Source organism: Caulobacter sp. FV1ye13L, from assembly GCF_058681155.1.
In genome coordinates this window covers 2,035,765-2,060,699 of the sequence record NZ_CM178732.1, presented here as the reverse complement: position 1 = coordinate 2,060,699, position 24,935 = coordinate 2,035,765, and the positions used below count along the sequence as shown (strand labels likewise).

The 24,935-nt window shown below is 67.0% G+C and carries 25 protein-coding genes and 1 pseudogene; 16 read left to right on the top strand and 10 right to left on the bottom strand.

Annotation, left to right across the window (positions count from 1 at the left end):
• Positions 1-66: 66 nt before the first annotated feature.
• Complete coding sequence (locus ACW176_RS09920) at positions 67-288, bottom strand: flagellar hook protein FlgE (RefSeq protein ID WP_419320202.1); 222 nt, start codon at positions 286-288, stop codon at positions 67-69.
• A 217-nt stretch (positions 289-505) separates the two neighbouring features.
• Between ACW176_RS09920 and ACW176_RS09915 the strand changes: the two genes are divergently transcribed.
• From ACW176_RS09915 to ACW176_RS09905, 3 genes and pseudogenes are all read left to right on the top strand, one after another.
• Positions 506-2,173: a M20/M25/M40 family metallo-hydrolase gene (locus ACW176_RS09915; protein ID WP_492111842.1), complete on the top strand. Its 1,668-nt coding sequence runs from the start codon at positions 506-508 to the stop codon at positions 2,171-2,173.
• A gap of 18 nt (positions 2,174-2,191) precedes the next feature.
• Positions 2,192-2,889, top strand: a pseudogene (locus ACW176_RS09910) (DUF998 domain-containing protein).
• Between the two features lie 218 nt (positions 2,890-3,107).
• Positions 3,108-3,347: a YciI family protein gene (locus ACW176_RS09905; RefSeq protein ID WP_492111841.1), complete on the top strand. Its 240-nt coding sequence runs from the start codon at positions 3,108-3,110 to the stop codon at positions 3,345-3,347.
• Between the two features lie 5 nt (positions 3,348-3,352).
• On the opposite strand, the gene ACW176_RS09900 is transcribed toward ACW176_RS09905, so the two are convergent.
• Positions 3,353-3,973, bottom strand: a complete 621-nt coding sequence (locus ACW176_RS09900) for a TIGR02466 family protein (protein ID WP_492111840.1) — start codon at positions 3,971-3,973, stop codon at positions 3,353-3,355.
• Positions 3,974-4,045: 72 nt separating this feature from the next.
• Here ACW176_RS09900 and uvrC point away from each other — a divergent pair, with 72 nt between their 5' ends.
• From uvrC to ACW176_RS09885, 3 genes are all read left to right on the top strand, one after another.
• Entirely contained in the window at positions 4,046-5,950 is a 1,905-nt protein-coding gene (uvrC, locus tag ACW176_RS09895; protein ID WP_492111839.1) for an excinuclease ABC subunit UvrC, read from the top strand.
• Positions 5,951-5,993: 43 nt separating this feature from the next.
• On the top strand, positions 5,994-6,236 hold the full coding sequence (locus tag ACW176_RS09890) for a hypothetical protein (protein WP_492111838.1): 243 nt from the start codon (positions 5,994-5,996) through the stop codon (positions 6,234-6,236).
• A gap of 78 nt (positions 6,237-6,314) precedes the next feature.
• Complete coding sequence (locus tag ACW176_RS09885; RefSeq protein ID WP_492111837.1) at positions 6,315-6,863, top strand: hypothetical protein; 549 nt, start codon at positions 6,315-6,317, stop codon at positions 6,861-6,863.
• Positions 6,864-6,958: 95 nt separating this feature from the next.
• On the opposite strand, the gene ACW176_RS09880 is transcribed toward ACW176_RS09885, so the two are convergent.
• Together ACW176_RS09880 and ACW176_RS09875 are read right to left on the bottom strand one after the other, a co-directional pair.
• Positions 6,959-7,849, bottom strand: coding sequence for a kinase (locus tag ACW176_RS09880; RefSeq protein ID WP_492111836.1), 891 nt, complete (start codon positions 7,847-7,849; stop codon positions 6,959-6,961).
• A 2-nt stretch (positions 7,850-7,851) separates the two neighbouring features.
• Positions 7,852-9,528, bottom strand: a complete 1,677-nt coding sequence (locus ACW176_RS09875; protein ID WP_492111835.1) for a sensor histidine kinase — start codon at positions 9,526-9,528, stop codon at positions 7,852-7,854.
• A 156-nt stretch (positions 9,529-9,684) separates the two neighbouring features.
• On the opposite strand from ACW176_RS09875, the gene pgsA reads away from it, so the two are divergent.
• Entirely contained in the window at positions 9,685-10,302 is a 618-nt protein-coding gene (gene pgsA, locus ACW176_RS09870) for a CDP-diacylglycerol--glycerol-3-phosphate 3-phosphatidyltransferase (protein WP_492111834.1), read from the top strand.
• Positions 10,303-10,313: 11 nt separating this feature from the next.
• On the opposite strand, the gene ACW176_RS09865 is transcribed toward pgsA, so the two are convergent.
• Positions 10,314-10,487: a hypothetical protein gene (locus ACW176_RS09865; RefSeq protein ID WP_492111833.1), complete on the bottom strand. Its 174-nt coding sequence runs from the start codon at positions 10,485-10,487 to the stop codon at positions 10,314-10,316.
• Between the two features lie 352 nt (positions 10,488-10,839).
• On the opposite strand from ACW176_RS09865, the gene ACW176_RS09860 reads away from it, so the two are divergent.
• Together ACW176_RS09860 and ACW176_RS09855 are read left to right on the top strand one after the other, a co-directional pair.
• Complete coding sequence (locus ACW176_RS09860; RefSeq protein ID WP_062148808.1) at positions 10,840-11,046, top strand: cold-shock protein; 207 nt, start codon at positions 10,840-10,842, stop codon at positions 11,044-11,046.
• Between the two features lie 149 nt (positions 11,047-11,195).
• Positions 11,196-12,371: a patatin-like phospholipase family protein gene (locus ACW176_RS09855; protein WP_492111832.1), complete on the top strand. Its 1,176-nt coding sequence runs from the start codon at positions 11,196-11,198 to the stop codon at positions 12,369-12,371.
• A 4-nt stretch (positions 12,372-12,375) separates the two neighbouring features.
• Here the strand turns inward: ACW176_RS09855 and ACW176_RS09850 are convergent, their stop codons facing one another.
• The 3 genes from ACW176_RS09850 to ACW176_RS09840 all read right to left on the bottom strand — a co-directional run bounded on the left by ACW176_RS09850 (position 12,376) and on the right by ACW176_RS09840 (position 14,853).
• Positions 12,376-12,594, bottom strand: coding sequence for a helix-turn-helix transcriptional regulator (locus ACW176_RS09850; protein WP_492058156.1), 219 nt, complete (start codon positions 12,592-12,594; stop codon positions 12,376-12,378).
• Positions 12,591-13,019, bottom strand: a complete 429-nt coding sequence (locus tag ACW176_RS09845) for a hypothetical protein (protein WP_492111831.1) — start codon at positions 13,017-13,019, stop codon at positions 12,591-12,593. Before ACW176_RS09845 ends, ACW176_RS09850 begins: the two co-directional genes overlap by 4 nt.
• 214 nt (positions 13,020-13,233) lie before the next feature.
• Positions 13,234-14,853: an NAD(P)/FAD-dependent oxidoreductase gene (locus ACW176_RS09840; RefSeq protein WP_492111830.1), complete on the bottom strand. Its 1,620-nt coding sequence runs from the start codon at positions 14,851-14,853 to the stop codon at positions 13,234-13,236.
• Positions 14,854-15,045: 192 nt separating this feature from the next.
• Here ACW176_RS09840 and carB point away from each other — a divergent pair, with 192 nt between their 5' ends.
• Positions 15,046-18,339: a carbamoyl-phosphate synthase large subunit gene (carB, locus tag ACW176_RS09835; RefSeq protein ID WP_492111829.1), complete on the top strand. Its 3,294-nt coding sequence runs from the start codon at positions 15,046-15,048 to the stop codon at positions 18,337-18,339.
• A 225-nt stretch (positions 18,340-18,564) separates the two neighbouring features.
• On the opposite strand, the gene ACW176_RS09830 is transcribed toward carB, so the two are convergent.
• Entirely contained in the window at positions 18,565-18,876 is a 312-nt protein-coding gene (locus ACW176_RS09830; protein WP_492111828.1) for an energy transducer TonB, read from the bottom strand.
• A gap of 145 nt (positions 18,877-19,021) precedes the next feature.
• Here ACW176_RS09830 and ACW176_RS09825 point away from each other — a divergent pair, with 145 nt between their 5' ends.
• The 6 genes from ACW176_RS09825 (at position 19,022) to ACW176_RS09800 (ending at position 24,387) form a co-directional block, all read left to right on the top strand.
• A complete protein-coding gene (locus ACW176_RS09825; RefSeq protein ID WP_492111827.1) occupies positions 19,022-19,465 on the top strand; it encodes a hypothetical protein in 444 nt (147 codons plus the stop codon).
• A gap of 64 nt (positions 19,466-19,529) precedes the next feature.
• Positions 19,530-20,195, top strand: a complete 666-nt coding sequence (locus tag ACW176_RS09820; protein WP_492111826.1) for a glutathione S-transferase family protein — start codon at positions 19,530-19,532, stop codon at positions 20,193-20,195.
• 164 nt (positions 20,196-20,359) lie between these two features.
• Positions 20,360-20,707, top strand: a complete 348-nt coding sequence (locus ACW176_RS09815; protein WP_492111825.1) for a hypothetical protein — start codon at positions 20,360-20,362, stop codon at positions 20,705-20,707.
• Positions 20,704-22,389 carry a methyl-accepting chemotaxis protein gene (locus ACW176_RS09810; protein ID WP_492111824.1) on the top strand — a complete coding sequence of 562 codons (1,686 nt, stop codon included), beginning with the start codon at positions 20,704-20,706 and terminating at the stop codon, positions 22,387-22,389. Before ACW176_RS09815 ends, ACW176_RS09810 begins: the two co-directional genes overlap by 4 nt.
• A 179-nt stretch (positions 22,390-22,568) precedes the next feature.
• Positions 22,569-23,042 carry a transcription elongation factor GreA gene (gene greA / locus ACW176_RS09805; RefSeq protein WP_419320175.1) on the top strand — a complete coding sequence of 158 codons (474 nt, stop codon included), beginning with the start codon at positions 22,569-22,571 and terminating at the stop codon, positions 23,040-23,042.
• 106 nt (positions 23,043-23,148) lie between these two features.
• Positions 23,149-24,387 carry a mitochondrial fission ELM1 family protein gene (locus ACW176_RS09800; protein WP_492111823.1) on the top strand — a complete coding sequence of 413 codons (1,239 nt, stop codon included), beginning with the start codon at positions 23,149-23,151 and terminating at the stop codon, positions 24,385-24,387.
• 4 nt (positions 24,388-24,391) lie between these two features.
• Here the strand turns inward: ACW176_RS09800 and ACW176_RS09795 are convergent, their stop codons facing one another.
• A complete protein-coding gene (locus tag ACW176_RS09795) occupies positions 24,392-24,925 on the bottom strand; it encodes a hypothetical protein (protein WP_492111822.1) in 534 nt (177 codons plus the stop codon).
• Positions 24,926-24,935: the final 10 nt, after the last annotated feature.

Genomic DNA, 24,935 nt, shown 5'->3' with positions numbered 1-24,935 from the left:
AAGCCCGGGGAGCGTTATCCGGACGCGGCCGCTGGGGGGATGCGGGCGCGCCCTTGAAGCGGCGCGCTAGACCTTCAGGTCCAGCAGGGCGCCGGTCATGGAGTCGGCGGTCTTGGCCACCGCGACATTGGCTGCGAAATCGGTCTTGGCGGAAACCTGCTCGACCGCTTCCTTGACGAGATCGGTGTCAATCTCGCGCGCGCTCCACGTCGCCGTGCGCTGGGCGCTTTCGGTGAGGCGGTGAGCGGCGGCGGTCATGCCGGCGGCAGCGATGGCGAGGGCCTGCATGGACGAGGCTTTCCTTTGCGATGGAGGCACTCTCCCATCTCGCGGTTAAGCCCTCGCGCAAAAGAAGGGTGAAGATCGCATCAGCCATGTCAGGCCGCGAGAGCCCCCGACGAACCAACATTACAAAACGTTCAGGTCACCCAATCTCGACAAGCCGCTCAGGGCTGGCCAAGGTTCGCCCCTTTCGCGGGACCAGACCCGCCCTGGAGCCTGCTTGATGTCCTTTTCGCGCCGCGCCGCTCTTATCAGCGCCGCCCTGCTCATGGTCGCCCAACCCGTCCTCGCCGCTCCGAAGGCCAAGACACCCGCGTCCAGCTTCACGCCGTCGCCCGATGCGATCCGCGCTCACATGACCTTCCTGGCCGATGACGCGATGGAGGGCCGCGAGGCCGGCACCCGCGGCTATGACATCGCCGCCAACTACGTCGCCGCTCAATACGCCCTGCTGGGCGTCAAGCCCGGCGCCGCCAACGGCTCGTACCTGCAGCGTGTGCCGCTGCTGGCCTTCAAGAACGCCAGCGAGGGGTCCATCACCCTGACCGGCGCCGACGGCAAGGAGCAGGCCCTGAAGTTCGGGGAGGACTACCTGCCCAGCGCCCAGGCCCAGACGACCGAGGTCAATGTCTCCGCCCCGCTGGTCTTTGTCGGCTTTGGCCTGGTGGCCCCGGAAAAAGGCCGCGACGACTATGCCGGCCTGGACGTGAAGGGCAAGATCGTCGTCCTGCTGAGCGGCGCCCCGTCCAGCCTGCAGACCGAAGAGCGCGCCCACTACGGCAACGGCAACGTCAAGCGCCTCGAAGCCGCCAAGCGCGGCGCGGTGGGCGTCATCACCATGAGCACCGCCAGCGGCGAGAAGCGTCGCCCGTTCGAGCGCGGCGTGGCCGGCTATCGCGAATGGCGCATGACCTGGCGCGACGCCAATGACGTTGGCCACGTGCGCGGCGTCTCGGCCAAAAACCTGGCCGCGATCAGCCACAAGGCCGCCGGCAAGCTGTTCGCCGGCGCCCCGACCTCGCTGGAGGCGGTGCTGGCCGCCGCTGAAACCCCCGAAGGCGCGGTCAAGGGCTTCGACCTGCCGTTCAAGGCCGCTGTGGCCCTCAAGAGTGAGATCGAGAAGCGCGAGAGCAGCAACGTCGTCGGCGTGATCGAGGGCTCTGACACCACGCTCAAGGCCCAGGCCATCATCCTCAGCGCCCATCTCGACCACACTGGCGTCAACACCCACGGTACGGGCGCCGACAAGATCAACAATGGCGCGCTCGACAACGCCTCGGGCATCGCCACCCTGCTGGAGGTCGCCCGCGGCTTCAAGAACGCCAAGACCAAGCCCAAGCGCACCATCCTGCTGGTCGCCGTGACGGCCGAGGAAAAAGGCCTGATCGGCTCGGAATATTTCGCCAACAATCCGACCGTGCCCAAGGCCGACATCGCCGCCAATGTGAACCTGGACATGCCGGTGCTGCTGTATCCGTTCACCGACGTGATCGCCTTTGGCGCCGACCGCTCGACCCTGGGCCCGGCCGTGGCCAAGGCCGCCGGCCGCGTGGGCATCGCCCTGTCGGGCGACCCGATGCCCGAGGAAGGCCTGTTCACCCGCAGCGACCACTATCGCTTCGTCGAGCAGGGCGTGCCTTCGGTGTTCCTGATGACCGGCTTCCAGAACGGCGGCGAGAAGGGCTTCAAGGACTTCCTGGCCACGCACTATCACAAGCCCAGCGACGATCTGAACCTGCCGATCGACTATGTGGCGGCCGCCAAGTTCGCTCTCGTCAACTACGAGATCGCCCGTGAACTGGCCGACGCCAAGGACCGTCCGGTGTGGAAGACGGGCGACTTCTTCGGCGCGCAGTTCGCGCCGGCGGGCCATCCGTCTGCGGCGAAGTAACTTCCGGCAAGACCGGCATTGACCCAGGGGGCGGCGGAAGAGATTCTGCCGCCCTCATAGCTTTCGAGGCTCGCTTTCCTGTGTCTGTACGTACCAGCGCCTTCCTGAAGATCGGCGTGATCACGCCGGTGATCATGGTGGCCGACGTGTGGCTGGCCCAGCAGTTGTTTCCGGGCTTCGATCCCGGCGCCCAGTTCATCAGCGAATTGGGCGGCCCCGCCGCCCCCGCCCCGCTGGTGTTCAATATCGGCATGGTGCTGGCCGGGACGGCCGGCCTGTTCGCCGGGGCCGGCTTCACCCATGCCCTGGAGCATGCCGGCGGGCGTCGCGCGGTCTCGGCCTTCACCGGCCTGTGGGTGGCCCTGACCGGACTGGGGGCGATCTTCGCCGGCCTGTTTCACTGGCCCGACGAGATGCACCGCGCCTGCGGGGTGGGCCTGGCCATCCAGTTCGCGCCGCTGTTCACGGCCTGGGCCCTGTGGGGCGTTCCGGGCCACAAGCGCCTGGCTCAGTTCTCGCTGGGCTGGTTCTTTGGCCTGCTGCTGGTGTTCGCCCTGCTGACCGGGGTGTGGAATGTGCGCACCGGCTATGACGTCGGCTACTGGCAGCGCGGCCACGCCTTCCTGGGCCTGCTGTGGCTGGGCATCGCCGCCTGGACCCTGGAGCGCGGCTGGCGGGTGCGGATCGCGCGCGAGCTCGAGGCGATCTCGGCCTGAAATCCGGAAAGGCCTGTCAAAAAAGCCCGCAAACGATGTCGGACTGCGGTCAGGTCGTTCGTCTCTTGTCAGACAGCAGGGCGGTGACCGCCCGAGATCAACAGCCGGAGACCTCATGACCCGCTATCTGATAGCCCTGCACCGCCCGGACGACTACGACCCGGCCGCCGCCGAGGACGAGGCGATGCGTCGGGGGGATCAGCGCTCTGAACGAGGCGATGGTCGCCGCCGGCGTCAGGGTTTTCGTGGGCGGGCTGCAGGCCCCCGGCCGGGCCCTCTCACTGCGTCTCCGGCCGGATGGGCAGGTGCAGGTCATGCCCGGACCGTACCTGTCGACCGAGGAGCATGTCGGCGGCTTCTGGGTGCTGGAGGTGGCGGATCTGGATGCGGCTCTGGACTGGGGTCGCAAGGCCGCCGTCGCCTGCCGCGCGCCCGTCGAGGTTCGCCCCTTCCACTGACGGGCCTACTTCCAGGCGTAGTTGAAGCTGATGCTGATCCGCTGTTCGTCGGCCTGGTTGGGCGTCACCTCGTGGCGCAGCCAGCTTTCCCACAGCAGGATCGTGCCCGGCTGCGGCTGCACATAGACGAACGGCTGCAGGGTCTCGGGGGCGTCGGCGTTGCGCGTCGGCGCGGCCATCATCATCGGCAGGCGCGGATCCTCGAACTTCAGGGCCGAGGCGCCGGCCGGGATGGTGACATAGACCGTGCCCGAGATGACGCTGTGCGGATGGATGTGGCCGGTGTGCTGGCCGCCCGGATCGAGGATGTTGATCCACAGGCTGTCCATCACCAGCTTGCCGCCGGCCAGATCAAAGCAAAGCTCGCGGGCGAAGGCGGCGGCGTGCCTGTCGAGCTTCTTCTTCAGATCGGCGAACAGGCTGTCGCGCTGGGCCAGGTCGTCCAGCGAGGCGTAGGAGGTGTAGCCCAGATAGCCCTTCTTCTCGGCCCAGGCCTGCCCGGCCTCGTCCTCTTCGGCCACGGCGATGCAGGCGTCGTGCAGGTCATCGATGAAGGCGTCGAAGTCCTTCTCGCCGGCCAGGCTGGCTTCATAGAGCGGGGTGACGAAGAGCGGGCGCGTGGTCATGGGGCGTCATAGCGCCACTTGGTGTCAGGAACAAACCCAGCGCCCGTCGCTGATCGTGCCAGACTCGCCTATATGTCCGTCGTGAACGACGACACCGCCCCAACCTCTCTCGCCAACGCCCTGCGCGGCGCCGACCTGATCAAGGACGAGGCCGCGCGCCTGCCTGATGGGCCCGGCGTCTATCGGATGATCGGCGAGGACGATGAGGTCCTGTATGTCGGCAAGGCCAAGAGCCTGAAGAAGCGGGTGATCCAGTACGCCCAGGGCCGCTTCCACACCAACCGCATCGCCCACATGGTGGACGCCACCCGGTCGATGGTGTTCGTCACCACCCGCACCGAAGCTGACGCCCTGCTGCTCGAGATCAATCTGATCAAGGCGCTGAAGCCGCGCTTCAACGTGCTGCTGCGCGACGACAAGAGCTTTCCCGAGATCATGATCCGCCGCGACCATGACGCGCCGCAACTGCGCAAGCACCGCGGCGCCCATGCGATCAAGGGCGACTATTTCGGGCCGTTCGCCAGCACCTGGGCGGTGAACCGCACGCTCAACACCCTGCAGAAGGCGTTCCTGCTGCGCTCGTGCAGCGACAGCGTCTATGAGGGCCGCGACCGGCCCTGCATGCTGTACCAGATCAAGCGCTGCGCGGCGCCGTGCACGGGGCTGGTCAGTATCCCCGACTATCAGGCCCTGGTGGACCAGGCCGAGGCTTTCCTAAGAGGCAAGTCCCGCGCGGTGATGGCGACCATGGCCGCCGAGATGGAAGCCGCCGCCGAGGACCTGGAGTTCGAACGCGCCGCCCGACTGCGCGACCGCATCCGCGCCCTTTCCTCGGTGGCCCAGGAAAGCCAGATCAATCCCGAAACCGTCGACGAGGCCGATGTCGTGGCCCTGCACGTCGAGGGCGGCCAGGCCTGCGTGCAGGTGTTCTTCTTCCGGGCCGGCCAGAACTGGGGCAACCGCGCCTACTTCCCCCGCATCAACGGCGCGGCGGAAGAAGAAGGCGTCAGCGAGGAGGCCCAGGCCATGACCGCTTTCCTCGGCCAGTTCTATGACGACAAGCCGATCCCGCGCCTGATCCTGGCCAATATCGAGCCGGCCGAATGCGCCCTGCTGGCCGAGGCCTTCGCGCTGAAAAGCGGCCGCAAGGTCGAGATCAGCGTGCCCCGGCGCGGCGAGAAGGCCGACCTGGTGCAGCATGCCCTGACCAACGCCCGCGAGGCGCTGGGCCGCAAGATGGCCGAGGGCAGCGCCCAGACCAAGCTGCTGGCCGGGGTCGGCGAAGCCTTCGGGCTGGATACCGCGCCCGAGCGGATCGAGGTCTATGACAACAGCCACATCCAGGGCACCAACGCCGTGGGCGGCATGATCGTGGCCGGGCCGGACGGCTTCATGAAGGGCCAGTACCGCAAGTTCAACATCAAGAGCACCGAGCTCACCCCCGGCGATGACTACGGCATGATGAAGGAGGTGCTCAAGCGCCGCTTCGCCCGCCTGGTCAAGGAAGAGGAAGGCGGTGACAGCGACAACCGCCCCGATCTGGTTCTGGTCGACGGCGGCAAGGGCCAGCTGGACGCGGCGCTGGAGATCATGGCCGAGCTGGGCGTCGACGACATCGCCGTCGTCGGCGTCGCCAAGGGTCCCGACCGCGACGCCGGGCTTGAGCGGTTCTTCATGCCTGACAAGACGCCGTTCATGCTCGAGCCGAAATCGCCGGTGCTCTACTACCTGCAGCGCCTGCGCGACGAGGCCCACCGCTTCGCCATCGGCGCCCATCGCACGCGCCGCAGCATGGACCTGAAGAAGAACCCGCTCGACGAGATCGAGGGCGTGGGTCCCGGCCGCAAGAAGGCCCTGCTGCACGCGTTTGGCTCAGCCAAGGGGGTCGGCCGCGCGGGGGTCGAAGACCTGCTGAAAGTCGAGGGCGTCAGCCAGGCCCTGGCCGAGCGCATCCACGCCTTCTTCCGCAAGAGCTGAAGCCAGGCCTTGTGACGCGGCCCGGGCGGGCCACATCAGGGGCATGTCCGATCTGATCGCGATCCTGATCACCCTTGCCGTCATCGCCGTTCTGACGCCGGCGGCGATCTGGGGCGTTCGCAACGCCAAGCGCTCCAAAAGGGCCATGGCTCCGCTGGCCGGCATGATGATGCTGCTGGGCGCCTTCTTCACCGCCGATCCGCCGCCGCCCCCGCGATCGGAGTCGATTGCGCGCGAAGAGGAGGATGAGGACGGGGCGGCCGACGGAACGCGCCCTGAGCCTTAAGTTTAAGGTCGTAATCTTTTACGCTTGTCAAACCAGATAGCGCTGCGCACTCTCGCCCGCAGGGACGGGAGAGCACCGATGACGAGACCGGTCTGGGACAAGCCGCGCCGCATGCCGTTGCTGCCGCGCATCCTCTCGGGCGTGATCGTGGTCGCTATCCTGGGCGCGCTGGTGTTCGGCGTCATCGATCTGATGCGCGTGGAAAGCGTCAACGCCACCCTGCCCCCGGCGACGGCCGAGCAGATGCTGGTTGAAAAGCCCAAGGCCCGGGCCGAATGGGGCCATGTGCGGGCCAATCTGAAGACCCGGCTGAACCAGACCAATCCGCTGGATCTGGGCGCGGTCTGGTCCACCCGCACGGGCCAGGTCTGCGGGCTGGTCAATGGCCGGGGCAGCTTCGGCGGCCTCAGCGGCATGGTGCGGTTCTATTCGGTCGACCGGGTCCCGGTGTTCCATCAGGACGTCGACCATCGGGAGTTCCAGCACGCCTGGTTCGAGTGCAACCGCGACCGCTGGGTCAGGCTGCGGGAGGGTTCGGAAGAGACCGGGTTCTGCGGCACCGAACTGGGCAAGCGCCGCTGCTATACCGTGCGGGTTGTCGACCGCGTGCGGACGGTGGAAGACTAGAGCATTCCGTCCTGACTGCGTCAGTCCGGAGCTCCAGTTCTTGTTTTAACGCATTTTCTTCACGCGAACCGGAATCCACTTCGCTCGAAAATGCTCTAGAAACCCCGCATCTCGACCGGCTCACGGTCCGCGTCCAGGCGGATGGCGATGTCGGCGCGGGGCGGCAGATCGCGGGCGATCCACTCGGTCAGACGCTGATAGTGGGCGACGAAGCGGTCCAGGGCCATCTCGTCCATCGCCAGCCGGGGGTCACGACCCTGAGCGGTCAGGTCGTGACGCAGGCGCTGCTCCTGCTGGCCCCGCCAGGCGCGCACGGTGGCAAAGTCGGGGGCGGTCATCGCGACCAGCAGATCGATCCTGTCGAACAGCGCGCGATAGGGGCCCGCCAGGGCGGCATTGGCGAAGCCCCGCCAGACGCCTGCGGGGTCTTCCTCTCGCTCGAGGGCGTTGACCGGTTCATCGAGGGCCGCCTCGGGCTGGGCCCGGCCGCCCACGCACCAGCCCTCCAGCAGGATCACCTGCGCCGGTCCCTCGAAGGGCTCGAAGTCCGCGACCGGCGCCCGGTCGTCGGCGGCCTTGTCGAAGCGGGGCAGCAGCACGCGGCCGGCGTGGGCGAGAGCGTCCAGCAGGCTCAGACCCAGCGGAATGTCGTGAGTCCCGGGAACCCCGCGCGTGCGCAGCAGGGGATGGACCGTCCGGCCTATAACCAGACGCTCGGCATGGGTCAGATAGAGGTCGTCCAGCGACAGATTGGCTGTCGTCAGGCCCCAGCGTCGCAACAGCCGGGTCACCAGCGCCGTCAGGGTCGACTTGCCCGCCCCCTGCGGCGCGCAGAGGCCGACCACCAGCGGCGTGTCGCGTCCGGCGCAGGCTCGGGCGATCCGCGCGGCGAGGGGGATATGGAGCCGGGCGGCCAGACCGGCAAAGCGCGGCGGCAGTCCCGCCTGCGCCATGAAGGCGGCGACCTCTCTGCTGTCGGGCGCCATGTTCAGAACGGATTGGCCCAGCGCACGGCGTCCGGCGCCGGCAAGGGCAGGGTCGCCTCAAACACCAGGCCCTCAAGCCGGAAGTCGAAGCTGGGCGAGCCCTTCAGTTCCCTGCGGATCGAGCTGTCGATCAGCCTCGTGCCAAAACCCGGCTTGCTGGGCGCAGTCACGGGAGGGCCGCCCGTCTCGATCCAGACAAGGGTCAGGACCCGGGTCTGGGGATCGATCCGCCAGTCGATGCTGACCCGCCCGGCTGGCGCCGACAGGGCGCCGTACTTGGCGCTGTTGGTGGCCAGTTCGTTAAACACCATCGACAGGGCCACGGCGGTGTGGGGATCCAGGGAGACGGGCGGCCCCGAATAGGCGATCCGTTCGCCGTGGGCGCGGGTGCAGACGCGCATCAACTCGTCCAGGTCGGCCTTGCTCCAACCGCTGCGGGTCAACAGGTCATGGGCGGCCGAAAGGGCGATCAGCCGCTCCGTGAACATCTCGACCGGCGCCCCTTCCAGCTTGCCGAACGTCTGGCGCGCCAGGGCCTGAACCGTGGCCAGGGTGTTCTTCACCCGGTGGTTCAGCTCGTTGATCATCACCTTCTGGCGGTCTTCGCGGGTTTTCAGTTCACGGGACGCGACGGCCAGGGCGTCATGGATAGCGGCCACTTCCTCGAGGCTTCGCCCGCTCGGCTCGCCCACCGGCTGCCCCTCGCCGATCGCGCGGGCGGCGGCGACCAGGACGCTCACCTGGCGATTGATGCCGCGCGAGACGAACAGCGCCATACTGATGCCCAACACCAGCAGCAGCCCGAAGACGCCGGTGGCGACGGCGACGGACCGGATCACCGCGCCATCCAGTTCGGCGCGGGGAATCGCGACGATCAGGGTCCAGCCCGTCTGGGCCGACCGCGTATAGGCCACCACGGTCGGCACGCCTTCGAGCGATACGCTCTTGCCGATACCCTCGTGGGCGCGTTTCAGGCTTTCAATCGTCGCGGCCGGTACGGTGCGACCGGTCCACATGGCATTGTCGGCGGAGCGGGCAATGACCTTGTAGTTGCTGTCCACCAGGGTGGCGATCCAGCCATCGGGAACACGCTGCTGGCGGAAGACCGACGTGAACGAGGCGGCCTCGACCACATAGGCCAGAAGATGGGGCTGACCCTCGATATCGACCCGGGCCCCTACGGTGATCACCGGCTTCTTGGACACCCGGCCAACCCGCAGATCCGACACCCGGCTCTGGCCGGCCATGAGGGCCTGGGTCAGCTGTTGTGGCCTTTGCACCTGGGGCAGGGGCGCGCCGAAGGGGCGCAGGGTGTTGATGAGCTGCTGGCCGGCGACGTCGGTCACCACGACCCAGCCCGTCCGCAGCTCCATCACGCGGCGGGCGCGGGCGTCAAATTCCTTCAGATCGCCGGCCTGCAGGGCCTGGTCGCTGGCCAGGGTCTCGACGACAGCGATCCCGACGGCGGTCTGCTGATCCACGGTGCCCGAAAGGGCGCGGGCCGTGGTCAGCATCTGCTGGTAGGTTTGCGCGCGGCCATGACGATCGGCGCCCGCCAGCAGGAAGCCCATGCTCAGCACTGCGGGAACCAGCAGGCTGACCGTCAACAGAATGAGCCGGACGCGAACAGAATTGACGCGCCCCCGGACCTGGCGCCGGACACGATCCAGAAGATTCATGCGATCAAGACTTCGCAAAACCCCGAACTCCTGCCTCGTTCCCTTGTCCTCTGTATAGCCAGAGTGGGTGAGTTCCCTGCTACGAAAAATGCCCGTTATGGTTTAGGTCTTACAGCGGCGTAGCCCTTTGACCATTTCCCGCGTTAGAAACTCACCATGAAGAATCTTCCGAACATCCTCACCGCATCGCGCCTTGTCGTCGCCCTGTTCATGTTCGTGGCGCTGGCCGCCGCCGCCGGCGCGCTGCCCTATCTCAGCGAACGCCTGACCTTGGAAGATCAGTTGCGGCTGGAACGCTGGGCGTTCTGGGCGTTTGTGATCGCCGCCCTCACCGACTTCTTCGATGGCTGGCTGGCCCGCAAGCTCGACGCCGTCACCGTGTGGGGCGCGATCCTCGATCCCATCGGCGACAAGATCCTGGTTTGCGGCGCCCTGCTGGGTCTGATGGCCCTGGGACCCAACCCGATGATCGTGCTGCCGGCCGGCCTGATCCTGTTCCGCGAATTCGCCGTCAGCGCCCTGCGCGAGGTCGGGGCCGGCAAGGGGATCAAGCTGCCCGTCACCGTGCTGGCCAAGTGGAAGACCACCCTGCAGTTGGTGGCGATCGGCGCCGAGATGGTGCTGGCGTCGTGGGGGGCCTTCGGCCTGCCCGACACCCCGGACGTCGTGGGGCCCGCCACTCTGGCGATCCACGGCCTGCTGTGGCTGGCGGCCATCATCACCCTGATCACCGGCGCCCAGTACTGGGAAGCGGCCCGCAAGGCGCTGGCCTAGACCGCAACCGCCTATTCGGCCGCCAGCAGATCAGGGACGTCATCCTCGACTTCACCCTGAACGGCGTCCGGATCGGTCGGGCCATACAGCAGCCATTCGCTGTCCAGCGGATCAAAGCCCCGACGCGCCCGTTCGGCGCGCATCATCAGGGTCAGCCAGTTCGCACCGGTTGTTTGCAATACCATCCTCGCCTCCTGTGGCCTGGAGATGTTATTGAGAATGACTCGCAATAGTGGCGGCCGCAAGGCTGTTTCGTCGCAGGACCTGCCCTCGCCAGACTTCGCCGGAAAGGGCCAACACGACCTCATCGCGAAGATCTGAAGCGTTCGCCAGAGGCGGTGAAAAGCGGAGTTCAAGATTCCCCTTGCTGGCGCGGCCGTAAACCCTCATCATGAAGCTATCGAATTCGCTGCCGTTCGGCCTGCTATTCCATGCTTCCTTCGAGGAAGCGCCGGACGCGCCTACCGATCCCCAACGAAATTTGATCGTCGAACGGAACGCTTCCGGCGGCGACTGCTATCCAAAGGACTACACACCATGGCTACCGGCACCGTTAAGTGGTTCAACGGCACCAAGGGCTTCGGCTTCATCCAACCGGATGACGGCGGCTCGGACGTTTTTGTGCACATCTCGGCCGTTGAACGCGCCGGCCTTCGCACCCTCAATGAGGGCCAGAAGATCACCTACGAACTGGAACAAGACAAGCGCAGCGGCAAGATGTCCGCTGGCCAGCTGCAAGCTTAATCCAGTCAGAAAAGCGCCGGTACGCCGGTGCTCTTCGAAAGCTTCCTATAGGCCGGCGCTTGCGCCGGCCTATTTGCGTTTAGGGTCCTTTGTATTCGGAGGGGACCGCACTAGGTTGGCGACACTCCCTTAGCCTTGGTTGGCCCCGCATGCGCACGGCCCGGATTTTGATCGTCCTGCTGGCCGGCCTGATGCTCGCCGCCTGTGGCTCCCTGCCCCGCGAGACCTACAGCGCAGGCGATATGCTGGGCGGCGCTCCGCAGGGCCTGAGCGACATCCGCTTCAACGCCGGCGATACGGCCGCCGGTATCCGCTTTGCAGAAGCGGCCCGCGCCCGCACGGCGGACCGAAAAAACCTGAACGTGCTGGCCGTATCCGGCGGGGGCTCGAACGGGGCTTACGGCGCAGGCCTTCTGGTCGGCTGGACCAAGGCCGGTGGACGGCCACAGTTCGATATCGTCACCGGCGTAAGCACCGGGGCCCTGACCGCGCCCTTCGCCTTTCTGGGGCCGGACTGGGACAAGCGCCTGACCGAGGCCTACACCAGCAAGGCGGCCGATCATATTCTCCAGCGGCGGGGCCTGGACTTCCTGTTCCGGGCAAGCGTCTACAACAACACCGCCCTGCGCGGACTGGTCGAGGCCTATGTCGATCCGCCGCTGCTGTATGCCATTTCGGTCGAGCACGCCCAAGGTCGCAGCCTGCTGATCGCCACGACCAATCTGGACACCGAGGAGACGGTGATCTGGGACATGGGCGCGATCGCCTCGCGTGGCGACGCCGCTGCCCTCAAGCTGTTCCAGGACGTTCTGGTCGCGTCGGCCAGCATCCCGGGTGTCTTCCCGCCGACCCTGATCGAGGTTCAGGGCAAGGGTCGCAGCCTGTCGGAAATGCATGTCGATGGGGGTGTGAGTACGCCGTTTTTCGTCGCGCCCGAGGGTCTGCTGCTCTGGACCCTGCCTGTATCCATCCAGGGCCAGGACACGGCGCAACAGGGCAATATCCGCGTGATCGTCAATGGCAAGATCGGCGGGAGCTTCGCCTTCACCAAGGGCAGAACCCTGGCCATTGTCGGCCGGGCCTGGAGCACCATGAGCAAGGCCCAGATGCGCACACACCTGACCGCCAGCGCCGCCTTCGCCCGCCGCAACGGCGGCTCGCTGATGTTCGCCGCCATCCCCGACGAGGCCGACGCTGATACCTCGGGCCTCGACTTCAAGGCCGCCAATCGCAAGGCGCTGTTCAAGCTGGGCTATGACAGCGCCCTCAGCGGCAAGGCCTGGCAGACCCCGGATGCGCTGGCGGAGCCGACCAAGGCGCCGTGACGCATTAGCCCTTGCTGGACCACTGAAACACCTCTTCGAGCGGCTTGCCGAAGACTTCGGCGATCCTGAAGGCGGCCTCGAGGGTCGGCGAGTACTTGCCGGCTTCAATGGCCGCGACTGTCTGACGGGTCAGTCCGATCCGCTTTCCGAGTTCAGCCTGAGACATCTCACCCGCCAGAAACCGCAGGGTGCGGATCTGGTTGACGATCATCCCGCCGCTCATGCCGCGCTCCGGCGATAGCTCCAGGCCGCCAGGCCATTCTGGGTGATCTCGGCGAGCACGATCGCCAGCAGGCCAGCATTGACGAGCTCCCAGCCGCTCGTCGTGAACGGCATGACCATGCCGACCAGCATCATGCCGATCATCATCACATAGTAGGCCACCATGCTGGAGCGGCGCTGGATGTCGCGGTCGCGCTCGTCGGCTGGCGCGCGGGCGTCTTCCGGCGCTCCGACCCGCAAGGCGATACGGCCAAGAATGTGCAGCACGCCGTTGCCGCCCGTCGCCAGCGCCAGCAACCACAACTGCGGCAGGTTCGGCAGAACGCCGGGCGCCGGCGGCGATATCACCACGTGGGCGAAATAGGGCCCGTAGGTTGCTGCAATCAGCAGCAGCGTCATCCAGGCGAGCTTCTCTCTGTGCGGCATAGCTGAACCCCTTCACGTCCATAAAACCAGACTCAATGTTAGATATATATAACATCGAGTCAAGTCAGGCGAACGCGATGGCGGGTCGTGCCAGCGCGCCCGGCCGAATGCCGGGACCCACCGCTGCAAGGACGGTGCAAGGTTTGACTGGCGCGGGCCGGGACCGCCAGTTGAGCCGCCGGTCGCCATGACCCCGACCGCCTCCCGATGACGTCTAGGTGGCGTACGCCGCCGCCACCGCCTCGGCGACCTTGATGCCATCGACCGCTGCCGAGAGGATGCCGCCGGCATAGCCAGCCCCCTCGCCGGCCGGGAACAGGCCCGCCGTGTTGAGGCTCTGGAAGTCCTTGCCGCGCGTGATCCGTATGGGTGAGGAGGTGCGGGTCTCGACCCCGGTCAGCAGCACGTCGGGGTGGTCGTAGCCGGCGATCTGGCGGCCAAACACCGGCAGGGCCTCGCGCATGGCCTCGACCGCGAAGGCCGGCAGGCAGGCCGACAGGTCGGTCATGGTGATGCCCGGCTTGTAGGACGGCGCCACCTCGCCCAGATCGGTCGAGGCGCGGCCGGCCAGGAAGTCGCCGACCTTCTGGGCAGGGGCGGCATAGGTCGAACCGCCGGCGACATAGGCCAGGCTCTCCCATTTGCGCTGGAACTCGATGCCGGCCAGCGGATGGCCCGGATAGTCGCGCTCCGGATCGATGCCGACCACGAAACCGGAATTGGCGTTCCGCTCATTGCGCGAATACTGGCTCATGCCGTTGGTCACGACGCGGCCCGGTTCCGACGTCGCCGCCACCACCGTGCCGCCGGGGCACATGCAGAAGCTGTAGACGGTACGGCCGTCCTTGCAGTGATGCGACAGGCTGTAGTCGGCGGCGCCCAGGTCCGGATGGCCGGCATGGGTGCCAAAACGCGCCCGATCCATCCACGACTGCGGATGCTCGATCCGCACCCCGATCGAGAACGGCTTGGCCTCGATATGGACGCCCTGATCGTACAGCATCTGGAAGGTGTCGCGAGCGCTGTGGCCGACGGCCAGCACCACGCGGTCGGCCTCCAGATAGTCGCCAGTCGAGAGCTTCAGACCCCTGATCCTGCGCGACCCGTCGGCGGCGGTCTCGACGTCGATCTCGTCAACGCGATGCTGCCAGCGATATTCGCCGCCCAGCGCCTCAATGGTCTTGCGCATGCTCTCGACCATGGTCACCAGCCGGAAGGTGCCGATATGGGGATGGGCCTCGGTCAGGATTTCCTCGGGCGCGCCGGCCTTGACGAATTCCTCCAGCACCTTGCGGCCCAGATGAAGGGGATCCTTGATCTGGCTGTAGAGCTTGCCGTCCGAGAAGGTGCCTGCCCCGCCCTCGCCGAACTGAACGTTGGACTCAGGATTCAGCTCGCTGCGCCGCCACAGGGCCCAGGTGTCCTTGGTGCGCTCGCGCACCACCTTGCCGCGGTCCAGAATGATCGGCTTGAAGCCCATCTGGGCCAGGATCAGGCCTGCAAACAGCCCGCAGGGCCCCGCGCCGATCACCACAGGACGCAGGGCGTTCAGCGGCTCGGGAGCGCGGGCCTTCAGGCGATACGCCGTGTCAGGCGCCACACGCACATGGCTGTCGTCGGCGAACCGGGCCAGCACGGCGGCCTCGTCACGCACCGTCACGTCGACCGAATAGACCATCAGGATCGCCGCCTTGCGGCGGGCGTCGTGCGAGCGCTTGGCCACGGCCCACGACAGAACGTCGCCGGCCGGCAGACCCAGGCGATGATGGATCGCCGTCTCGATGGCCTGGGGCGGATGGCCCAGAGGCAGCTTCAGTTCGGAAATGCGCAACATGACGCGGGTTTAGCGGGAAGACGGCCCGCGCGCCAGAAAGCGACGCGACTCCGGTTCCTTGGGTAACCTTGCTCTCCGGTTCGGGGGTTGCGCGGGCCCGACTCCGTCTCTAAACGGGCGACTTAACCTGCAAGATGGTCGGCAGCGGGCGCGCGGATGTGCGCGACCGTGTCTCTGCGCGCGAGTTTTCCCATGCCCAAAAGAACAGACATCTCCTCGATCCTGATCATCGGCGCCGGCCCGATCGTCATCGGCCAGGCGTGCGAGTTCGATTACTCGGGCGTCCAGGCGTGCAAGGCCCTGCGGGCCGAGGGCTACCGGATCATCCTGGTCAACTCCAACCCCGCCACGATCATGACCGATCCCGACGTGGCCGACGCGACCTATATCGAGCCGATCACGCCCGAGATGGTCGCCAAGATCATCGAAAAAGAGCGCCCCGACGCCCTGCTCCCGACCATGGGCGGCCAGACCGCGCTGAACACCGCCCTGGCCCTCGAAGCCAACGGCACCCTGGCCAAGTACGGCGTCGAGATGATCGGGGCCAAGGCCGAGGTCATCGACAAGGCCGAGGACCGCCAGAAATTCCGCGACGCCATGGACAAGCTGGGCCTTGAGAGCCCCAAGTCCAAGGCCGCCCACAACATGGACGAGGCCCGCGAGGGCCTGGCCTTCGTCGGCCTGCCCGCCATCATCCGCCCCAGCTTCACCCTGGCCGGCACCGGCGGCGGCATCGCCTATAACCTCGAGGAATTCGAGGAGATCGTGCTGCGCGGGCTGGACCTGTCGCCGACCACCGAGGTGCTGATCGAAGAAAGCGTCCTGGGCTGGAAAGAATATGAGATGGAGGTCGTGCGCGACACGGCCGACAACTGCATCATCGTCTGCTCGATCGAGAACATCGACCCTATGGGCGTCCACACCGGCGACTCGATCACCGTCGCCCCGGCCATGACCCTGACGGACAAGGAATATCAGTGGATGCGCGCGGCGAGCATCGCCGTGCTGCGCGAGATCGGCGTCGAGACCGGCGGCTCCAACGTCCAGTTCGCGGTCAATCCGGCCGACGGCCGCATGGTCGTGATCGAGATGAACCCGCGCGTCTCGCGCTCTTCCGCCCTCGCCTCCAAGGCCACCGGCTTCCCGATCGCCAAGGTCGCCGCCCGCCTGGCCGTCGGCTACACCCTGGACGAGCTGAAGAACGACATCACCGGCGGCGCGACCCCGGCTTCGTTCGAGCCCTCGATCGACTACGTGGTCACCAAGATCCCGCGCTTTGCCTTCGAGAAATATCCTGGCAGCGAGCCGCACCTGACCACCGCCATGAAGTCGGTCGGCGAGGTGATGGCCATCGGCCGCACCTTCAAGGAAAGCATGCAGAAGGCCCTGCGCGGCCTGGAAACCGGCCTGACCGGTTTTGACGAGATCGAGATCCACGGCGCCGAAGATCCGGATAACGGCAAGGCCGCCGTGATCCGCGCCCTGGGCATGCCCACCCCCGACCGCATCCGCGTCATCGCCCAGGCCTTCCGCCATGGCCTGACTGTGGAAGAGGTCAACGCCGCCTGCTCCTACGAGCCCTGGTTCCTGCGCCAGATCGCCGAGCTGGTCCGCCAGGAGGGCTGGGTCCGGGCCGGCGGTCTGCCGACCGACGCCCAGGGCTTCCGCGCCCTGAAGGCGCAAGGCTTCTCCGACGCCCGCCTGGCCCATCTGGCCGGCTCGACCGAGAGCGCCGTCCGCAAGGCCCGCCAGGCCCTGAACGTGCGCCCGGTGTTTAAGCGCATCGACAGCTGCGCCGGCGAGTTCGCCGCCACCACGCCCTACATGTATTCGACCTATGAGACCGGCGCCCTGGGCCAGGTCCCCGAGTGCGAGAGCCTGCCGACCAACCGCAAGAAGGCGGTCATTCTGGGCGGCGGTCCCAACCGGATCGGCCAGGGCATCGAGTTCGACTATTGCTGCTGCCACGCGGCCTTCGCCCTCGACGCCATCGGCATCGAATCGATAATGGTCAACTGCAACCCCGAGACCGTCTCGACCGACTACGACACCTCCGACCGCCTGTACTTCGAGCCGCTGACCGCCGAGGACGTGCTCGAACTACTGCATGTCGAGATGAGCAACGGCACCCTGGCCGGCGTCATCGTGCAGTTCGGCGGCCAGACGCCGCTGAAGCTGGCCCACGCCCTGGAAGAGGCCGGCGTGCCGATCCTGGGCACCAGCCCCGACGCCATCGACCTGGCCGAGGACCGCGAGCGCTTCCAGCAGTTGCTGGACGGCCTGAAGATCGCCCAGCCCGAAAACGCCATCGCCCGCACCTGGGACGAGGCCCGCGTCGCCGCCGAGACCATCGGCTTCCCGTTCGTGATGCGTCCGTCCTACGTGCTGGGCGGCCGGGGCATGGAGATCATCCGCGATCACGAGCAGCTGGAACGCTACATCCTCAACACCGGCGAGATCTCGTTCGAGCACCCGATCCTGCTGGACCACTATCTGAGCCGCGCCACCGAGGTCGACGTCGACGCCCTGTGCGACGGGACCGACGTGTTCGTGGCCGGCGTGCTGGAGCATATCGAGGAAGCCGGCGTCCACTCGGGCGACAGCGCCTGCTCGATGCCCCCCTTCTCGCTCAGCGCCGAAACGGTGGAAGAGCTGAAGCGCCAGACCGTGAAGATGGCCCTGGCCCTCAACGTGCGCGGCCTGATGAACGTGCAGTTCGCCATCGAGGAGCCGCACTCGGCTGAACCGCGCATCTATGTGCTGGAGGTCAACCCCCGCGCCTCGCGCACCGTGCCGTTCGTGGCCAAGACCATCGGCCAGCCTGTCGCGGCCATCGCCGCCAGGATCATGGCCGGCGAGACGCTGAAGAGCTTCAATCTGGTCGACAAGCCGTATGACCATATCGCGGTCAAGGAAGCGGTGTTCCCGTTCGCCCGCTTCGCCGGGGTCGACACCATCCTGGGCCCGGAAATGCGCTCGACCGGCGAGGTCATGGGCCTGGACTGGAAGCGCGAGGGCGAGGCCGACATGTCGCTGGCCTTCGCCCGCGCCTTCGCCAAAAGCCAGCTGGGCGGCGGCGTCACCCTGCCGCTGGAAGGCACAGCCTTCGTCTCGGTCAAGGAAAGCGACCGCCCCTGGATCGTCGAGCCCGTGCGTCTGCTGAAGGCGGCCGGCTTCAAGGTGATCTCCACCGTCGGCACGCGCGGCTATCTGGCCGAGCAGGGCGTCGAGGTCGAGCTGGTCAAGAAGGTCCTGGAAGGCCGTCCCAACATCGTCGACGTGATGAAGAACGGCGGCGTGCAGCTGGTGTTCAACACCACCGAAGGCAAGCAGGCCCTGGAAGACAGCTTCGACATCCGCCGCACGGCGCTGATGATGAAGGTCCCCTACTACACCACCTCGGCCGGCGCCCTGGCGGCGGCTCAGGCCATCTCCTCGGCTCCGGCTGCGGCGCTGGAAGTACGGCCGCTGCAGAGCTACAGCTGACGCCTGCAGGGACAAGCCGGCAGACAAACGCCGCGTCGGTGAAAACCGGCGCGGCGTTTTTCATAGCCCCTCGAAGCCCGGGTCCAGAACGCACAAAGGCGGCCGACCCCGAAGGATCGACCGCCCTGCGACCTGCCTCGCGCCCGGTTGCCGCGGGACAGGTCCTGGAGCGTCGCGGTCAAACTCGGTTCGACCGCGCTCCAAGCTCTGCCGCCGAAGCGAAGCTTACGCGCCGCCCGGGAAGCGGAACGGGACTTTCACGGTGCCGGTCTTGGCGCCCATGGGCAGCTTTTCAGCGATGCACATGGCGGCCTTGTCAAAGCCCTTGCCGGCGGCGCTGTTGTCGACGACCTTGCACTCGGACAGCTTGCCGGCGTCGGCCGTGCATTCCAGCATCACCTGGGCGGCGTCGCGGGTGTTGGCAAACTGCTGCAGGCAGCGGCTCATCTGGTCTTCGAAGCCACCCGCGGCCGAAGCGGCTTGGGCGACGAACAGGCTGCCAGCCATTCCGGCGACGATGGCGATCGGATACTTCATAAGGGGTTCCCTGTGGCGATTGGCCGTTGATGACCCTTATGACGGGGACGAACTAAGGAACTGAAAAAGTTCAGAGTTAACCTTTTCTGACCTTGAGCATTCTGGGCGGATTGAGGCCCAGGCCTTCAGGGGATATGGCTGGCCCATGTCTTTCACACCCCCTCGCCCCGCCTACACAGACGCCGAGATCGCCGCCCTCGCCGAGCGCCTGCTGGACCACAGCCTGCCCAAGGCGCAGTGGACCCATGCCGCCCACCTGACCGCTACCCTGCGCCTGGTCCGCACCCGCGACGCCGGCCTGGAGCGTGACCTGCCGGGCATCATCCAGACCTACAATGTGGCCGTCGGCGGGGTGAACGACGATGTCAGCGGCTATCACGAGACGATCACCCAGGCCTATCTGACCGCGATCCGCGCCTTTGTCGCCGGCCTGCCAGCGGGGATCGGCGACGGCGAGGCCTGCGCCCGCCTGCTGGCCACGCCCCTGGGCGACAAGGCCTGGCCCCTGAGCTTCTGGTCTCACGAGCGGCTGTTCAGCGTGGCGGCCCGTCGCGGCTGGGTGGAACCGGATCTCAAGCCCCTGAGCTGATCGAGCTTGACTGACCTACACGGCGCCATGCGAGCGTCCCGCGTCGTCTGCGGAGAACCTTGCCATGGTCATCGTCCATCACCTGAACAATTCTCGCAGCCAGCGGATCCTGTGGCTGCTTGAGGAGCTGGGCGTACCCTATGAGGTCAAGCGCTATGAGCGCGACGCCCAGACCATGCTGGCCCCGGTCGAACTGCGCGCCATCCATCCTCTGGGCAAGTCGCCGGTGATCACCGACAGCGGCAAGGTCATCGCCGAAACCGGGGCGATCATCGAGTACATCATCGAGACCTATGGCCAGGGCCGGCTGATCCCGGCCGCCGGCACGGCCGAACGCCTGCGCTATACCTACTGGCTGCACTATGCCGAAGGCTCGGCCATGACGCCGCTGCTCCTGAAGCTGGTCTTCACCGCCTTGCCGACCCGCGCTCCGGGCCTGCTGCGCGGCCTGATCAAGGCCGTCGCCAACAAAGCTCAGAGCAGCTTCATCGACCCGCAGTTGAAGGCCCATGTCGACTACTGGGATGACGAACTGGCCAAGTCCGCCTGGTTCGCCGGCAAGGACTTCACCGCCGCCGACATCATGATGAGCTTTCCGCTGGAGGCCGGCGCGGCACGGGCGGGGGCGGCGTCACGACCGCACGTGAAGGCATTTCTCGACCGGATCCATGCCCGCCCCGCCTATCGCGAGGCCCTCAAGCGCGGCGGCCCCTACGACTACGCGCACTAGAGAACACGCCTTGCGATAGCTGACAGGCCTCCAATCGAGCCCTGCGGCGTAATGGCGCGGAATGACAGGGTTAAGGCCGGGGTAACCTCGTAGGGCATAGGGTTTTGAAGGCCCGTCGGCATCCACCGGCCGGAGGCTTTTGAGCCCTTACTTTGAGCCCGTGTATGCGAGATTCCCTGATCACCTCGGAGAAGCGACCCTCAGCCCTTGGCGGGATCGCCCTGACGGCCGGCGCGATCATCGCAGGATTGCTGGCGGCGGTTTCTGTCAATGCCGCCCCGCGTGACCCCTCGCGCGTGGCCGCCATCTTCCCACCCTGGTGGAGCGTGGCCCAGAGCATCAGCGCTGCGGGCTCGGCCGGCGACATTGCCGCCGTTGGCGGCGCGCCTTTCATTATCATTCTGCGGGGCGAACCGGCCGATCTGGCGCGCCGCGCCCGCGCGTCCGGGGCCCTGCTGATTCTCGACCCTGATCTGGCGGGCGTCTGCGCCCCCAAGGAGACCTTGTCATGAGCATTGCCGTTTCCAGCCTCGACGCCCAACGCCAACTCGGCGGCAAGCTGATCGTGACGGTGACCTGGCTGCTGGCCATTATCGTGGTGGCCACGCGCGCGATGTTGCACGGGCCATTGTCTGCCCTGGTGTTGGCAGCCCTGGCAATCGCCGCTGCTTCTACCTTTGCGCTCAGCAAGGCGGGTGTTGGCTCGACCGGTCGCGCCCTGACCGGGGTGGCCCTAATGGCTCAAGTCTCCACGCTGGTCGCGGCCCTCAATGGTCATAGCTGGCAGATCGACATGCACATGGCCTATTTCGCCGCCCTGGCCCTGCTGGTGGTCTATTGCGACTGGAAGGTCATCGCCGCCGCCGCCGCCACCGTGGCCGTCCACCATCTGAGCCTGAGCTTCCTTCTGCCCCAGGCCGTATTCCCCGGCTCGGCCAGCCTGGGCCGGGTGGTCGTCCACGCCGTCATCCTGATCGTCGAGGCCGGCGCCCTGATCGCCACCACCTTCAGCATCAACAGCATGTTCGCCACCGCCAACAAGGCCCGCGCCGAGGCGGAGCTGGCGGTCGAGGCGGCGCGCGCGGCCAACGACACCGCCGAGGGGGCCCGACGCTCGGAAGAAGCCAACCGCAGCCAGGCCTCAAAGGCCGAGGCGGTCGCCGAGCATCAGCGCACCGAGGCTGTCGCGGCCATCGCCGACGGCCTGTCGCACCTGGCCAAGGGTGACCTGACCGTCCGCCTGACGGCTCAGTTCGCCCAGGCCTATGAAGCGCTACGGGCTGACTTCAACGCCGCCGCCGAGCGCGTGCAGGCGGCCATGCAGGACATTTCGACAACGACCCGCGCCGTCAGCGCCGGCGCCGATGAGATCGCCCAGGCCTCCGACGACCTCTCACGCCGCACCGAGCAACAGGCGGCCAGCCTGGAAGAGACCGCTGCCGCCCTGGAAGAGATCACCACCACCGTGCGCAAGACTGCCGCCGGCGCCAAGGAGGCCTCCGACGTCGTGGCCACGGCGCGTGGCGACGCCCAGCGTTCGGGCCAGATCGTCGACCAGGCGGTCGCCGCCATGACCCAGATCGAAGGCTCCTCGCATCAGGTCGGCCAGATCATCGGCGTCATCGACGAGATCGCCTTCCAGACCAATCTGCTGGCCCTCAATGCCGGCGTCGAAGCTGCGCGAGCTGGTGAAGCCGGTCGCGGGTTCGCGGTGGTGGCTCAGGAAGTGCGGGCCCTGGCCCAGCGCTCGGCCGACGCTGCGCGAGAAATCAAGACCCTGATCTCGACCTCGACCCAGCAGGTCGGGGCCGGTGTGGCCCTGGTGGGCCAGACCGGCGAGGCCCTGCAGCGCATTGTCTCCCAGGTCGCCTCGATCGACACCCTCGTCAACCAGATCGCCGCCTCAGCCAACGAGCAGTCCACCGGCCTGCACGAAGTCAACGTCGCCGTGAACCAGATGGACCAGGTGGTGCAGCAGAACGCGGCTATGGTCGAAGAGGCCACCGCTGCAACCCATGCGCTGAAGGGCGAGGCGGCCGAACTGGCGGCGCTGGTCGGCCGATTCAAGGTCGCCCAGGGACATTCCGCTGCGAGCCCGGCGCAATCCGCGCCGCAACCCCGGCCAAATACCACCGTACGCCCCGGGCGTGGTGGCGCAGCTGCGGCGGTCAGGGAAGACTGGCAGGAGTTCTGAGCCCCGGTTTCCCGGCCCGATCCGGGCTCCGGGGAACCGCGCGGCCGCCTTTGCAGCAAAGGGGATCGCCCCGCCCCCTTGCTTATCGTGAACGCGCCTCCTATCCTCTCAGCCCCCGGTCGCGTGCGCCCGCGACGGGACGAATACTCCTCCCAAGGCGAACCGAGCTAAAATCCGCAATGGAAAAAGTGCCGATGACCGCCGGGGGTTATCAAACCCTCGACGATGAACTGAAGCGTTTGAAGACGATCGAGCGTCCGGCGGTGATCGCCGCGATCTCCGAGGCGCGCCAGCATGGCGACCTCTCGGAAAACGCCGAGTATCACGCGGCCAAGGAACGTCAGGGCTGGATCGAAGGCCGTATCGCCGAGATCGAGGACAAGATCGCCCGCGCGCAAGTGATCGACGTCTCCAAGCTTTCAGGCAAGCAGGTGAAGTTCGGGGCGACGGTCAGCGTCGTCGACGAGGACACCGAGGAAGAGGCTCGCTACCAGATCGTTGGCGATCACGAAGCCGACGTGAAGGAGGGCCGCATCTCGCTGTCCTCCCCGCTGTCGCGCGCCATGATCGGCAAGGAAGTGGGCGAAGTCGTCGAGGTCTACACACCCGGCGGCGTCAAGGCCTACGAGATCCTGAAAGTGGAGTGGCTGTAAGGCGGCTTGCCTTACGCCCCACCCGCGCCATAAAGCCAGACCATGAACAAGGCTGCCCTCTTGGGGGCGGCCTTGTCTGCGTGGCTGTGCTCGTCGGGATGACGTCTTGAAGAAACCTCCGCTGCTCATCTGGGCCATCTCGGACGGCCGCGCCGGCATCGAGGCCCAGGCCGTTGGCCTGGCCGAAGCGGTCGTGCGCGAGGCCCGGATCCAGGGGATCGAGGCTGCCATCGAGATCAAGCGCGTCGGCTGGACCGGCCGCATCGGCCGCCTGCCCTGGTGGCTGAACTGGTTCCCGCGCCGCTGGCTGACCCCGGAAAGCGATATCAGCGGCCGCTCGCCCGATGAATGGCCAGACCTGTGGATCGCCGCCGGCCGCGCCACCCTGCCCCTGTCGATCCGCGCCAAGCGCTGGTCGGGCGGCAAGACCTATGTGGTCCAGATCCAGGACCCGCGCGTGCCGCCCCAGATGTTCGACCTGGTGATCCCGCCCAAGCATGACCGCTTGACCGGCGATAACATCCTGTCGATCACCGGCTCGCCGCACCGGGTCACCAGCCAGCGGCTGGTCAGCGAGTATGAAAGGTTCAAGGCCCAGCTCGACGACCTGCCCCGCCCGCGCGTCGCGGTGCTGCTGGGCGGCAAGTCCAAGGCCTTTGACCTGCCGGTCGAGCGCGCCGCCCAGATGGCCCACCAGATCCAGATCCCGCTGGAACAGGATGGCGGCAGCCTGCTGATGACCTTCTCGCGCCGCACGCCCGAGCCGGCCCGCGCCCTGCTGACCGCCCGCCTGCGCCACCTGCCCGGCATGGTCTGGGACGGCGAAGGCCCCAATCCCTATTTCGCCTTCCTGGCGGCGGCCGACTACATCCTCGTCACCGAGGACTCGACCAACATGGCCACCGAGGCGGCCTCGACGGGCAAGCCGGTGTTCATCCTGAAGATGGAAGGCTCCAGCCTGAAGTTCCGCCTGTTCCATGAGGAACTGGAACGCCAGGGCGCGGCGCGCCCCTATGGCGGGGCGTTCCACGGCTGGACGTATGAGCCGGTCGATGAAACCGGCCGCGCAGCCCGCGAAGTGCTGGCGCGGATGCGGGGCGAGACGGCGGTGGAAGAAGTGGTCCCGGTCGAGGCCGCGCCCGTCGCAGAGACCGCGCCGAAGCCTGAAACCTCCCCTGCTCCGGCTCGCAAACCTCGCGCGAAGGCCGCCGCACCGGCAGAAGCAACCCGGGCGGCCAAGCCCAAACCGGCCCCCAAGGCCAAGGCTCCCGCCGCCGCCAAGGCCGCGCCGCGCGCACCAGCGAAGCCGAAGTCGCCGAAGGGCGGTTCCGCGTCCGGCTCGTAACCGCCTAGGCTCCGACACCCACGGCCATACGCCACCGGCCGATGCGGGCGCCGATCGCAGCGCCCAGCAAGGACCAGCCCAGCGTTGCGCTCCAGCCTACGATGGGCGGGGCGTCCATGATTTGCCAATCGCGGCCGAGAGGATCGCCAGCGAGCATGGAAACAAGGATCGCCACGCTCTGCGCCTCGCGGATCAGCCACACGATGAGGGCGGCTGCATAGGCATAGCTCGGCCGCCAGGCGGCCAGCATCGCGCAAACCACTGCGGGGAAGGCTAGCCAGTAGTAGTAGGCGATTGCGTGAACCAGGTCGCTCGGCAAGACCATGAAGGGCAGGAACATGACCTGATCCAGCGCCAGCCCCACCGCGACCAAAGCGGCCAAGAACAGGCCGTCCGCCTGCAGGCGCCAACCCGCCACGGTCGTCAGGCAACCCAAGGCCCAGCCCAGCCGACCACCGTCCAGAACCTCAAACTCCTCGCGCATTGCGCGGGCAAAGTCGCGACGACCGAGGGGCGCGGCGCGCATGGCAAGGCTCATGGCCCAACGC